The sequence below is a fragment of the Neptunicella marina genome (assembly GCF_014270035.1).
GTDB classification, from domain to species: Bacteria; Pseudomonadota; Gammaproteobacteria; order Enterobacterales; family Alteromonadaceae; genus Neptunicella; species Neptunicella marina.
The window spans coordinates 180739-194155 of the sequence record NZ_JACNEP010000006.1 but is presented as its reverse complement, the minus strand read 5'-3'; the positions used below and the strand labels follow the sequence as shown (position 1 = coordinate 194155).

10 protein-coding genes are annotated in these 13417 nt (G+C 44.1%); 1 reads left to right on the top strand and 9 read right to left on the bottom strand.

Going from position 1 to position 13417, the window contains the following annotated elements:
- The first annotated feature begins 3 nt into the window (after window positions 1–3).
- Window positions 4–522, top strand: coding sequence for a ribosome biogenesis factor YjgA (gene yjgA, locus H8B19_RS09555; RefSeq protein WP_186506598.1), 519 nt, complete (start codon window positions 4–6; stop codon window positions 520–522).
- A 47-nt stretch (window positions 523–569) separates the two neighbouring features.
- Here yjgA and tldD read toward each other — a convergent pair whose 3' ends face one another.
- The 9 genes from tldD to H8B19_RS09510 form a co-directional block, all read right to left on the bottom strand.
- The gene (gene tldD, locus H8B19_RS09550) at window positions 570–2012 is read right to left on the bottom strand and encodes a metalloprotease TldD (RefSeq protein WP_186506597.1); all 1443 of its coding nucleotides are present in this window, start codon (window positions 2010–2012) and stop codon (window positions 570–572) included.
- A gap of 25 nt (window positions 2013–2037) precedes the next feature.
- Window positions 2038–2844: a carbon-nitrogen hydrolase family protein gene (locus H8B19_RS09545; protein ID WP_186506596.1), complete on the bottom strand. Its 807-nt coding sequence runs from the start codon at window positions 2842–2844 to the stop codon at window positions 2038–2040.
- A complete protein-coding gene (locus H8B19_RS09540; RefSeq protein WP_338401515.1) occupies window positions 2844–6698 on the bottom strand; it encodes a YhdP family protein in 3855 nt (1284 codons plus the stop codon). Before H8B19_RS09540 ends, H8B19_RS09545 begins: the two co-directional genes overlap by 1 nt.
- Window positions 6695–8161 (bottom strand): ribonuclease G, encoded by a 1467-nt coding sequence (gene rng / locus H8B19_RS09535; protein WP_186506594.1) that lies wholly within the window; start codon window positions 8159–8161, stop codon window positions 6695–6697. Before rng ends, H8B19_RS09540 begins: the two co-directional genes overlap by 4 nt.
- Window positions 8151–8729 (bottom strand): Maf family protein, encoded by a 579-nt coding sequence (locus H8B19_RS09530; RefSeq protein WP_186506593.1) that lies wholly within the window; start codon window positions 8727–8729, stop codon window positions 8151–8153. The genes rng and H8B19_RS09530 overlap by 11 nt, the downstream gene beginning before the upstream one ends.
- Complete coding sequence (gene mreD, locus H8B19_RS09525; protein ID WP_186506592.1) at window positions 8726–9202, bottom strand: rod shape-determining protein MreD; 477 nt, start codon at window positions 9200–9202, stop codon at window positions 8726–8728. Before mreD ends, H8B19_RS09530 begins: the two co-directional genes overlap by 4 nt.
- Window positions 9199–10059 carry a rod shape-determining protein MreC gene (mreC, locus tag H8B19_RS09520; RefSeq protein ID WP_186506591.1) on the bottom strand — a complete coding sequence of 287 codons (861 nt, stop codon included), beginning with the start codon at window positions 10057–10059 and terminating at the stop codon, window positions 9199–9201. The genes mreD and mreC overlap by 4 nt, the downstream gene beginning before the upstream one ends.
- 93 nt (window positions 10060–10152) lie before the next feature.
- A complete protein-coding gene (locus H8B19_RS09515; RefSeq protein WP_186506590.1) occupies window positions 10153–11196 on the bottom strand; it encodes a rod shape-determining protein in 1044 nt (347 codons plus the stop codon).
- Between the two features lie 202 nt (window positions 11197–11398).
- Complete coding sequence (locus H8B19_RS09510; RefSeq protein WP_186506589.1) at window positions 11399–13300, bottom strand: SUMF1/EgtB/PvdO family nonheme iron enzyme; 1902 nt, start codon at window positions 13298–13300, stop codon at window positions 11399–11401.
- Between the last annotated feature and the right edge of the window lie 117 nt (window positions 13301–13417).

Below are 13417 nucleotides of genomic sequence, written 5' to 3'. Positions count from 1 at the left end.
ATAATGGATAACAATTTCGAAGATTCCGCAGATGAGCTGGAATACAAAAGTAAGACCCAGCTAAAGAACGAAAGTAGCGCCTTACAGAAGCTTGGTGAAAAACTGGTGAGCTTGTCTCCTCAAGTGCTGGCTAAGTTGCCACTGGACGATGAATTAACGGATGCGATCAAACTCGCGCAACGGATAAATAAACGCCAGGAAGGCTGGCGTCGCCAGTTGCAATTTATAGGCAAACTTATGCGCAGCCGGGATGTTGAGCCAATTGAGCTGGAGCTGGCTAAAATGGAAGGTGCACATCAACAAGCTAATCAGCACTTCCATAAACTGGAACAGTGGCGTGACCGACTACTGCAAAAGGGAGATTCTGAAGTAAATATGCTGTTAGAGGAGCATGCGCATCTTGATCGCCAAAAACTACGTACTTTGATACGTCAGGCCAATAAACAACAAAAAGAAAACAAGCCACCTAAGGCGGCGAGGGAAATTTTTCAGTACTTAAAAGAAAATTTACCTCAACAATAAATGAATATTCAATAAAAAAGGTAGCTTCGGCTACCTTTTTTATTGGGCTAAGCTGTACCACCTACCGTCATTTCATCAACCTTGAGGCAAGGCTGACCCACTCCGACAGGCACACTTTGTCCATCTTTACCGCAAATCCCTACCCCCTTATCCAGAGAGAGATTATTACCTATCATGGAAATTTTCTGCATAGACTGAGGACCATTGCCAATTAAGGTCGCACCTTTAACCGGTGTGGTTATTTTGCCTTTTTCAATCAGGTACGCTTCCGATGTCGAAAATACAAACTTACCCGAGGTAATATCAACCTGTCCTCCACCAAAATTAGGTGCATAAATACCTTTATCAATCGAGGCGATAATTTCTTCCTGCTCATATTCTCCCGCGAGCATATAGGTATTTGTCATACGTGGCATAGGTAAATGCGCATAAGACTCACGACGACCATTCCCAGTAGGAGCAACCCCCATCAGGCGTGCGTTTAACTTATCCTGCATGTAACCTTTTAAAATTCCGTCTTCAATTAATACATTGTACTGGCTGGGTGTACCTTCATCATCAACGCTTAATGAACCTCGACGATCTTTAAGAGTGCCATCATCAACTACAGTCACACCTTTTGACGCAACGCGTTGACCAATCTTCCCGCTGAAATTAGAAGCGCCTTTACGGTTAAAGTCACCTTCCAATCCATGCCCTACTGCTTCATGCAATAACACACCAGGCCAGCCACTACCTAAGACCACTGGCATCAATCCCGCTGGTGCATCAATCGCCTGCAGGTTAATTCGCGCCATGTTTAACGCATCCTCTGCCAGTTGCTGAAAGCGTGGGACCCCGTTTTCCAGCTCATAGAAATACCCATAACCAAAACGACCACCAGCACCACCGCTGCCGCGCTCACGACGCCCGTTTTCTTCCAGAAGCACAGAACAATTTAAACGCACCAATGGCCGGATATCAGTTGCCAGAGTGCCATCAGTTGCCGCCACCAGAACTTCTTCATATACACCGCTGATGCTCACAATAACCTGACTTACATCTGGCTGTTGCTCACGTACATATTTATCCACCGCTTGTAGTAATTCTATTTTTTGCTGCTCATTGAATTCCGACAGTGGGTTAGATGTCATATATAAAGCTTGTTGAGCGGCATTGGGCATAAATGTCTTAACCTGGTGAGAGCCTCCCAGTGAACTTATATTTCGTGCTGCTTTGGCCGCATCAGTTAATGCCTGTGGAGAAATAAGATCAGAATAAGCAAAACCGGTTTTTTCGCCGCTGACTGCACGCACCCCCACGCCACGTTCAATATTAAAACTGCCGTCTTTAATAATACCGTCTTCCAGCACCCAACTCTCATGCTGACTTGACTGAAAGTATAAGTCTGCGAAATCAGTATCATGCTGATAAATCAGTCCTAACGCCTGCTCAAGATCCTGATATTGCAAATCAGACTGAGTTAATAAATTGGCTTCTACCGAATTCAACGGCAACTCCTCACTATAAAATTAATTAATCTAGACTCGCTGGATGAAGAGGCATTTTCTGCCTGATCTCTGCAACATCCTTTAAATTCATGTCAGCCATCACCAGCCCTGTTCCGCTGGTTTTCATCGCCAGCACCTCACCCCACGGCGAGACGATCTGCGAATGACCATAAGTTTCGCGGCCATTTTCATGGATGCCTGTTTGCCCGGCCGCAACTAAATAACACTGGTTCTCGATACTGCGACATTTTAACAAAGCCTGCCAGTGCGCTTCACCTGTGACCTTGGTAAAGGCGCTGGGTAAAACAATCACATCTGGTTTATTCATGGCCTGAAACAGGTGCGGAAACCGCACATCAAAGCACACCGCCACGCCCACTTTACCAAAAGGTGAATCAAAGGTGACGACTCTGGTTCCAGCCTGAGTATGTGCCGATTCATGATAACTGCGGGTATTATCGTTGACTTCAACATCAAACAAATGCACTTTTTGGTATTCAGTCACTAACTGCCCCTGGTCATCATAAACCAGACAGGAAGCGGTAAATTTATTGTGATCAGCACACTTTAAAGGCATTGTACCGGCCACCAACCAAACACCAAATCGCCGCGCTATTTCAGATAAACGCTGTTGTATTGGCCCATGACCTTTTTGTTCAGCCAATGCCAGTTGCGCTTTGTCTCCACCACCAAAACAGGCAAAACACTCAGGTAAGACCACCAGTGTTGGTCCGGATTTTTGCAGTGGTGTTAGTGTTTTTTCTACCCAATCCAAATTAAGTAAGGGATCGGTTTTGGAATTCATTTGCAGAGCAATCAGGGTTTGTAACATTAACCAACTCCTTCTGCGGTAGGGGCGTCTTCGGCCTGACTTTCCGGCATAGGTGGCGGCAATAAATCATCAGCAGGTTCATCCGGCACTTGTGGCTGCTGAGGCACATTTTTTGCGGGCAGCATAATTTCCCGACTATCACGTCCAATTTCTTTTAGCTGTGGTTCATCTATGGTGCCGGTTAGCGAAAAATCGATACTGGATACCACTTTGGCCGAGGAGATCACCTCATCCAGTGCTAATGCTGCTATAGCCGTTGCCGGGTTAACCATCCAGGCCACAATTACCGGTAAACTGGAGGTTACTTTGGGTGTAAAGGAAATTTTATAATTCAGTCCTTTGGTAGGTAAATCGGTATATCCTTTAAGTTGCATTTCCCCTGCGGCACCATCAATGTAAGTATCATTGGTGTTTACGCGACCATTATTTACCTGGAACGTGCCCGTCATTTTGTCATAGAAAAAACCTTTGGCAAAAACATCCCTAAAATCCAGCCTAAGTTTTCGAACCAATGAATCGAGACTCAATATTGAAAATAAACGAGCCCCTTTGTCACTGACCTCTGTCAGATATCCATCCCCCAGTTTCCAATCGACATTGCCATTAAGGCTTCCAAAGTTAAACTGATGCGGCGCTCCCTGCCAATTCAAAGCAAAATCAAAATTAGCATTTGAATCACGCACACCGGAATTCATTTTGAAGCTTTTTAACAACGCCCCAAAATCATCACTGTTAAATTTACCGCTTAAACTAGTGGTTTCAACCCCCTGTTTCATCAACCAATTCCCATGAGCAACGACCATGGATTCATCATGCTGCAAATTTAATTTATCGATACGCATTCCACCACTAATACGCGATAGATTTAGCTCTACTTTACCTAAATCGTATTGCTGGTAACGGCAACGGCTGCATACAAAACTGATTGGAGGAAACTCGGTAATATCCAGTTGTTTATCTTTATTCTGTCCCTCTTTGGCCTGCCACTGATCAAGATTAATATAATCGGCTTTAATATCGATACCTTTGCCCAGCCAGTCATGATCAATATTAACCTGCGCCTTTAACTCTTTGGCAGAAACATCAATCTGCCAATTTTCAGGTAGCAACTTAATTACGCCAGATACCTGATGAAATTGCTGACCCAAAGCCTGCATTTCACTGGCATTAACAAAAATACGTTCAGGCTGTCCCAGAACAGATTCACCTTCAAATTGTGGTGCCTGAGTAATCAAATGATGCAAACTTTGATACCAGTTATCAAAGTCCATTTGCATTAAATCCGCCGAAATACTGAAACCGGCACCCAACCCGTAACCCGGCTCTTTCCCCATGGCCAAATGCGCACGGGAAAAACGCTTTTCTTTATGCGGCAGAATTCCCTCAAAGCTGACTTGTGAACCCAGTTTAAGGTTAACAGTGGAGGCAACCTGATCTCCTTTAACCCGGATATTCAGAGGCATAGACATTTGCGTGGTTTTATTAAAAGGTGCTGGCAAGTCAGAACTAACCCGGGGCAAATCAGAGTTAAGGCTAAAGGTATAATCAAAACCTTGTGCAGGTATGGTTAAATCCAGATTGGCTTTCCAGTCAGCAATCCCCGCAACATATTCTCCCAAACCAGGATAATAAGTTTTAAGCACCTGATTTAAGTCCCAGTGACCTGCCAAACGGATATTGGTCAAATAACCGGAAACCTGGTCCTTACCATCAAGTGTCAGCTGCATACTCTGCGTCGCATAATGGGCGTCAAGATTCTCTGCGCTGATATGATCATTTACAAAGTGCAGCTTACCTGTAACACCGTCGAAAATCGTATCGATACTGTCAAAACGAACCGGGTTGTTAGCTAGCATGACATCTCCGCTGGCGACCACAGGTTCATCATCAAATGGAATGACCAGTTTAATCTTGCTGCTCAAATCACCACTAATTTGCACTTCCTGTAGCGCAGAGCCCACACTATCAGCCAGTCCACCTTTTAACATCAGTTGACTCAGATCTTCGCCTGAGGCTGTAGCATCAATATTAATACTTAATACACCATCACTGGCCAGCTCTGGTATTGATGCATGCATTGATGTCATGGGAATATTTAACAGATGCCCCTGCTGACTATCAATTTCAAGACCTTCGTTTTCAAATAATAAGTTGAGATTAAGTTGTTGCAGATTTGGCCATTCTTCATCAAAGTCGAATTCTGAATCACTAATGGCGACATAGGCTTGAAAGACACCGCTATTATCCGCAAAGGGATAGTGAGAAGGATTACCGTTCCAGATAATATTGGCGTAACTTACCTGACCAGATACCAGGGCGCGATTTAAGTAACTGTATGTATTTTTTCCCATTAACTCTTCAGGAAACAATTGTTTTGCCTGAGCAATGCTTAAAGCCTGCACACGAGTAGCAACTTGTAAATTATCATTTGAATAACTTAGCTGAAGATCAAAGTTAAGCTCATCACTGACAAAGCTTAACCCGGGCATACTAATGTTAATTCCATCAGCTTGTTCATCCAGCCGAATATTGGCAGATATTTTTTGGTAGGCTAATGGATGCCCCAGTAAAGCCTCAGTATTTAACTGACCCTGTTCAGCTAACAACGCAATTGTGCCCTGATCATATTGCCAGTTAAGATCAGCACTTACGTTGTCAAAACCAGGTACCTGACCTGAAGATTGCAACGACAAATCATCGAGATGTGCGCTTGTCTTGATACCCTGCCCATCAAAAAATAAAGTTGCAGAGGTAATAAGTCCCTGGGGGTCAAAATCCTTAACCGCCTGATTGAGTTTTTGTGAGGTCAGTACCGCAGCAACAGGTAACAAGGGTGCGATGGGCACATGAGATAAATTTAAGGTGAGATGACGGTTTTCATCTAAGAATGCGCTGGCGTCAACCAGCAAATTGTCAAATCCATTTGTGGAATAATCCAGCTGATCAACATTAAACAACCAACCATTTAAATGCGGTTTGGCATGGATAACTCCTGCATTGACATTAACAAAAGTCTGGTTGTCGTCATCCCAGCCAAAATGACTGTTTTTTAGCTGCCATAATACGTCGACAATTTTTGACTCTTGTATATCAGCCCATAGTGTGAAATTAACTTTATTTTGCTGAATGGCGCCGTCGCCTGGCAATAGTTGTTGCAACCATGGAGACAAATCCAGGTCCTGACCATCAGCATAAAAAGTACCGTTGAGTTTGTCTTCATCGCCAAACAAGTCGAGAACAAAACTGGCAGAGTTACGCGTCAGGTCGGCCACCCTCAATTGCCCAACTCCCTGATGTCGTTGTCCTTTGTTAACCCAACCCAGCCGTTGAATCGCTATGGTCTGCCTGCGCTGCTTGCGTGTGACCACTACCTCACTGTCAACTACCGAAAAACGCTGAAGTTGAACTAAAAATAAATTTCTTAATGCATTTACAATTGGGAAGTCTGAGCCCGCGCCAGAAGTTTGATCTGCGTTCACATCCAGATTTAATCCAACCAAATTAAAACGCTTGGACACTAACTGCCGGGCTTTAATACTGGCCCAAAAATCCACATCAATTTGAGTTTCATCGATACTTAAACGAATCGGAGACTGTGGGCTGTTTATAAGGCGTATATCTTTAACCAGTAAAACCGGCCCTACACCATGCCATCCGGCATCGATATGACCAATTTCCACCTTGGTGCCGTATTGCTCTGAAATCCAGTCTGCAATTTGATTTTTCTGGCCTTCCAGATAGGGCAAAGTAATACGCAATATGCTTATAAAAACGGCTAACAGAACGACAAGGATAGCCCCTGTCATCCACAGCTTTCTTAATAAATACCCTATATAAAAGCCAGCTGGCTTCACATCATCACCACGTCATAATTTTCCTGGCTGTATAATAGTTCCGCATGAATCTTTATTTGTTTGCCAATAAAGACTTCCAGTTCAGCCAACATATGGGACTCATCATCCAGTAATGCATCCGCAACCATGGGCGAGGCGTACACCACAAATTTATCTGCGGCATAGGCCCGGTTAACCCGCACAATTTCCCGCATGATTTCAAAACATACGGTTTCAACTGTTTTAACAAATCCACGCCCCTTACATACTGGACAACCGCCACACAGGATATGTTCCAGACTTTCGCGGGTTCTTTTACGAGTCATTTCAACTAAACCCAGGGTAGTAAATCCATGCACACTGGTTTTGGCGCGGTCTTTAGCCAGCGCCAGGTCAAAACTATGTAGTACTCTGCGTTTATGATCTTCGTCTACCATATCGATAAAATCGACAATAATGATCCCGCCTAAATTACGTAATCTCAGTTGTCGTGCGATGGCTTGTGTCGCTTCACTATTGGTATTAAATATGGTTTCTTCCAAATTACGATGACCAACTGATGCACCCGTATTAATATCAATGGTGGTCATAGCTTCTGTCTGATCGATAATAAGATAACCACCTGATTTTAAATCGACACGTTTTTCCAGTGCGCGTTGAATTTCGTTTTCCACATCAAATAGATCGAAGATCGGGCGGTCACCACGATAGTGCTCCAGCAGCTTGTGCATTTCTGGCACATAATCTTTGGTAAAACGTTGCAGTTCCTGAAGCGTCAATTTGGAATCAACCCGAATTCTGTCCAGTTCTGCGCCAACGAAATCGCGGATAATACGGCTACTTAGTGTAAGATCTTCATGCAGGATATTAGTTTTTTTGAGCTTTTTACGTTCCTGAATTTTTTTCCATAAACGGCGTAAAAATTCCGCGTCCTGTTTAAGTTCGGCTTCCCCAACCCCTTCAGCTGCGGTACGTAAGATAAACCCACCATCGTCGGTATTAAAAGTTTCAACAATTTGTTTGAGACGCTGACGTTCACTTTCTTCTTCAATACGCTGCGATACACCAACATGCGAGACGCCAGGCATAAACACAAGATAGCGTGCCGGAATCGTTATATCGGTGGTAAGACGTGCGCCTTTGGTGCCAATAGGATCTTTGATTACCTGCACCAGAATATGCTGGCCATCACGCACCAGTGCTTTAATATCCTGCTGACGAATTTGACTACTATCCACTTCCTCGGCCAATTCGCTACGCACAACAATATCGGCGGCATGCAGGAACGCTGCTTTTTCCAATCCGATATCGACAAAAGCTGCCTGCATCCCAGGTAATACCCGGCTGACCTTACCTAAATAAATATTGCCAACTAAACCACGTTTGGTATGACGTTCTACATGGATTTCCTGCAATATGCCGTTTTCAATCAGGGCAACCCGTGATTCAGACGGGGTAACGTTGATCAGTAATTCAGCGCTCATAAAGCTCCACCTTTGCCCATTGTAAAAGTTGTGCCGTCTCAAATAACGGCAACCCCACAACAGCACTGTAACTTCCCTGCATGTGGGTAATAAATTGTGCTGCCAGTCCCTGTATAGCGTAGCCGCCGGCTTTATCAAGTGGTTCCTGAGTTTGCCAGTACCAGTCAATTTGTTGTTGAGTGAGCTCGCAAAAAGTGACTTGTGAGCTCACCAAAACCGTTTTTTGCTGCTCAGGCGTTTTTAGACTAACAGCCGTTAACACCTCATGGCTGTTATCTGACAACGCATGAAGCATTTGATTAAACTCTTGCTGGTTGGCAGGTTTGCCTAAAATCTGCTGGTTGTGGATCACGCTGGTATCCGCAGCAATAACAATTGCTGCGTCAGTTTCCGGGAGTAATAACCAGCCTTTTTGCGCTTTTTCAGTCGCCATGCGTGAGACGTAATTCGCAGGTAATTCTGCGTCTTCAGGCGTTTCATCAATATCCGCACTGAATTGTTCAAATGTAACGCCAAGTTGCTGTAACAGTGCTTTACGCCTTGGCGACTGCGATGCCAGATAAATCATTTAACACTCAACTGGCGGCGGGTTTTACGTAATAACAAAAATATCCATGGCCAGATAAACATGCTGGTTACCACAGGCCATAAATAATCGAAAATAAAATAAATGTCGGTAAGTAAATGCTGTAACCAGAACACAACCAGATGATAAAGCGAAGACATCACGCCAATAATAATGGCTTGCTGCCATACCGAATAATTGCGCAAACGCTGATAGTTAGCGGCCAGGATGAAAATTACCAGACTCATGGCAAAACTATGAATCCCTAATGTAGTGCCAAGCAGAATATCCAGAAATAAACCATAGATAAAAGCGATGCCCACATTCACTCGAGTTGGCAATGCCAATGTCCAGTAAGATAAAACCAGCAACACCCAATCCGGACGAAATTTATCCACCAAAATAGGTAACGGCATGATTTGCAGCATCAGGGCTGCCAGAATACTTAGCGAGATAGCGTAATGACGAATTCTCATTTTGCTTTCTCCTTTTTAACCACAGGCTGACTCGGCGCATCCGTCGTCCACAGCAATAACAAGTATTTAATACGGTCAAGTTCCGCTACAGGTGTAGCAACGATAGTGGCAAAAGGCTGACTGTCATCATGGGCGATTTTGCTCACTCTTGCTACCGGATACCCCTCAGGAAAGACATTACCCAGTCCTGAGGAATAAAGCACATCACCAACCTCTATATCCGTACTGTGAGGGACATGGTCAAGTAACAAGGCATTAAGCTGTCCTGAACCAGAGGCAATTGCTCTGACGTCATTACGTACCACACGAATAGGTATGGCATGAGTAAAGTCAGATATCAGCAATACACGACTGTTAGTAGAGGCAACATGCAATACCTGACCGACAATTCCGTTTTCATCCAGTACCGGCTGCCCTTCATACACACCGTCAATTGCGCCTTTGTTAATAACAATTTGATGGCTATACGGGTCATTATCCACGGCCATCAGCTCTGCCACCATTTTTTTCACTTCAGGGCGCACCGGAGAACCCAATAAAGCACGTAATTTTGCGTTTTCGTTTTCCAGAAAAGTCACACGTTGCAGCGCTTCGCTCATGCGCATATGTTCGGCACGCAGTTGGTTATTCTCTACAACCAGTTTTTGTTGGGTGGTGATACGTTGTGAGGTCCAGTTCAGCATTTCACCCGGCAGATTTGCAATGTATTGCAATGGACTCACCAGAGAACTTAAATACATGCGTACAGCATTGAAGCCATCCATTTTAATGTCCACTGCCATCAACACCATCGACATGACCAACGCCAGTAATAGTCGGTTTATCAGTGAGGGGCCGCGGGCAAATAAGGTATTCATTTGGATGTTACTTCGTTTGGTCTGTTGTAGAGGCGTTTACAGACACAGGTTAACATTAAAAGACGAAAGGCGGCTTCTGCCGCCTTTATCTGATTATTCGTAGCTAAAAAGGTCACCGCCGTGCAGGTCAATCATTTCTAATGCTTTACCACCGCCACGTGCGACACAAGTTAACGGATCGTCCGCGATAACCACAGGAATACCGGTTTCTTCCATCAGCAATCGATCCAGGTCTTTTAACAATGCACCACCACCGGTTAAAACCATACCCCGTTCAGAAATATCTGAGGCCAGTTCAGGAGGGGATTGTTCCAGCGCCACCATAACAGCAGACACTATGCCAGTTAACGGTTCTTGCAATGCTTCCAGAATTTCGTTGCTGTTTAAGGTAAAACCTCTTGGTACACCTTCAGCCAGATTGCGACCCCGAACTTCAATTTCCATCACTTCTTCACCGGGGTAGGCCGCACCAATTTCGTGTTTGATGCGTTCAGCAGTAGCTTCACCAATCAGTGAGCCAAAATTACGGCGAATATAGTTAATGATGGCTTCATCAAATTTATCACCGCCAATACGCACAGAAGAAGAATACACCACACCATTCAACGAGATAATTGCAACTTCAGTAGTACCACCACCAATATCAACAACCATTGAACCAGTTGCTTCAGATACTGGCAAACCAGAACCAATTGCTGCCGCCATGGGTTCGTCGATTAGGTATACTTCACGCGCACCTGCACCAAGCGCAGATTCACGGATAGCACGGCGTTCAACCTGAGTTGAGCCACAAGGTACACAAACCAAAACGCGTGGACTAGGACGCAGAAAGTTATTGTCATGAACCTGCTTAATAAAATGCTGCAGCATTTTCTCGGTAACATGGAAATCCGCAATCACCCCGTCTTTCATTGGACGAATTGCTTTAATATTGCCAGGTGTTCTGCCCAACATTTGTTTAGCTTCATGACCAACTGCCGCAACGCTTTTTGGTCCTCCGGCTCTTTCCTGTCGAATGGCTACCACTGACGGTTCGTTAAGTACAATTCCCTGATCTTTTACATAAATCAGTGTATTAGCTGTTCCCAGGTCAATAGACAAATCATTGGAGAACATACCGCGAAGCTTTTTGAACATGGAGAAAATCAGTCCTGTTAAATGATATTTTTATTACAAGGGTAACTGTACCAACGCCCCATGTGCAGGGCAATAGACAGGGTAAACATAGCTGACATTTTTTAGCAGTTACGGACCAATTTTGTCTTGCACCGCTTATTTTGTATAGTTTTCAAACAACAAAATCCCGGCTGAACCGGGATTTTGCATTTGAAGCTCAATATTACTTGCTCTGCTCTCTTAACACCCTGAAGCCTATATAGTTAGACCTAAATACAGGATCAAGTTCCATTCGGGTAGAAACCCGGGCTAAACGAGGTGCAAAATTCCATGCACCACCACGCACGACCGCCCCACTTTGAGAATTCTGACTCGTCGTCCATTCCCAAACATTACCAGCGGTATCATACAAACCAAAATCGTTACGCTTGAAAGAGGCTACAGGAGAAGTACTTACATTTGACCACTGACTGCCACACCAACCACAATTAGCATTATCAATGCCGATACTGTCACCCCACCAGTAGTCACTTTCTTTACCTGCACGAGCGGCATATTCCCACTCAACTTCCGTTGGTAACCGGTAAGTGTTGCCACTTTTTTCCGATAACCATTCAACATAAGCTTTTGCGTCATTCAGGCTCAAACACACGGCTGGATTTTTGTCAGTTTGAGTAAACCCTGGATTACGCCAGCTTAAATTTTCCTGCCAAACCGGTTCGCCACCTTCGTAATATGCACAACCACGTTCTTTTTCTGCGTCAGTAACATAACTGGTTTGTTCAACAAATTTATTAAAATCGGCGACCGTTACTTCAGCTTCACCAATACCGTATGACTCGAGAATTTCTTTAGTTTGAACCGGCTTTTCATTTTCCAGTCCCACACCAGTTAAGTCACCCATGCGGAAACTGCCTGCAGCCACTACCACCAGGTTAGGTCCTGCTATATCACCGGCCAGAATATCCTGAATTTTTTCACCTTTATTAAACGCAAACTGAGTGCGCTCTAAATCCACTTTCAAGGTAGTGCTTTCTTTTAAATCAAGCGCCTGTGAATAAGTCTGATAGCCACGTTTCACCACCTCCACATTATGCTTACCGGCAGGCAACATAATTTGTAATTTGGTTGAACCATAACTCACGCCATCGATGAATACTTCATCATCATATACATTAGAGCGCAGCGTTAATTCATACATAACAGACTCGTCTGTATTAACACTACCAGTTTGTGTAGTGGGAGTCGTTTCTGCTTTTACAACCTGAATACCAGGCTGTTGGTCGGCCTGAGATACGCAGTAACGACGATCCAACCCTAGCAAAGCACAAGCTTCATTACGTTTAAGTGTACCTTTCACTTCAACAGCCATGCTCACAGAAAAGTCACCCTGACCACTGAAGCTGCTGTTTGTGACTTCGCTGCGAATAATTTGCACATAACCATCAGAATATGGACGATGCTGTTTAGCCTCAACCGCTTCGGTTAAACCTTCATATACATCATCAAGAAAACGTTTAGATGCTTTTTGCTTAGCCAGATTCTTACCACGGTCCATACATTTGTTGATGGTTTCTTCACGATCACAAGTCACTTCATGGTTAACCAGAATTGTGTCCTGACGACCAAACTCACGATATAAACGATCCACACGAGCGGTATTAAATTGTTCCTTTAAGCCTTCAAGTTTATTTAACAAGCTGTGTTTGGCTAAACGAATGTGTTCAACCTTATTCAACTGAGTTTGCCACTCGTTGTATTTTTGCGTGATGGCTTCTTTATTTTCTTTATGCGCTTTAACTGCAGATGCGTAATTCTGGCGGGATGAATCGATATCCAGAGAAGGATCTTCTACCAACTTTTCGTAAGCAAGATTCATTTCGTTTAATGCACGTAATCTGTCTTGCTCCAGTGTGGCACTTTTGTTGCGAAGTACCCCAAGTTCTTTCTCCAACTCACGGGATGCAGCAATTTCAATATCCAGATTTTTATTGTAGTTATCAAATTCAGATTGTTTTTGTTGAATTTGTTGTTCAATTTCAGCGACTGTCATCGATGCTGAAACAGCAAGTCCTGAACATGATAAAAGTGTAACGGCTACAGCCAAGTGTACTAATCGATTCATTATTCCATTCCAACTTTTTGCGCGTAAGCAAACTACTTTTTTGTTTTTATGGTCTGCTGCCCATGGACGGTCACCCGGCACAACAATACCGCCTATGCTATTGAGTTGTCGAGAAAA

What these genes read in the sequence shown, in the direction of transcription:
- H8B19_RS09515 (WP_186506590.1), bottom strand. Translation starts at nt 11,196, where the DNA reads ATGTTCAAAAAGCTTCGCGGTATGTTCTCCAATGATTTGTCTATTGAC.
- yjgA (WP_186506598.1), top strand. Translation starts at nt 4, where the DNA reads ATGGATAACAATTTCGAAGATTCCGCAGATGAGCTGGAATACAAAAGT.
- rng (WP_186506594.1), bottom strand. Translation starts at nt 8,161, where the DNA reads ATGAGCGCTGAATTACTGATCAACGTTACCCCGTCTGAATCACGGGTT.
- H8B19_RS09545 (WP_186506596.1), bottom strand. Translation starts at nt 2,844, where the DNA reads ATGTTACAAACCCTGATTGCTCTGCAAATGAATTCCAAAACCGATCCC.
- mreC (WP_186506591.1), bottom strand. Translation starts at nt 10,059, where the DNA reads ATGAATACCTTATTTGCCCGCGGCCCCTCACTGATAAACCGACTATTA.
- H8B19_RS09510 (WP_186506589.1), bottom strand. Translation starts at nt 13,300, where the DNA reads ATGAATCGATTAGTACACTTGGCTGTAGCCGTTACACTTTTATCATGT.
- mreD (WP_186506592.1), bottom strand. Translation starts at nt 9,202, where the DNA reads ATGAGAATTCGTCATTACGCTATCTCGCTAAGTATTCTGGCAGCCCTG.
- H8B19_RS09530 (WP_186506593.1), bottom strand. Translation starts at nt 8,729, where the DNA reads ATGATTTATCTGGCATCGCAGTCGCCAAGGCGTAAAGCACTGTTACAG.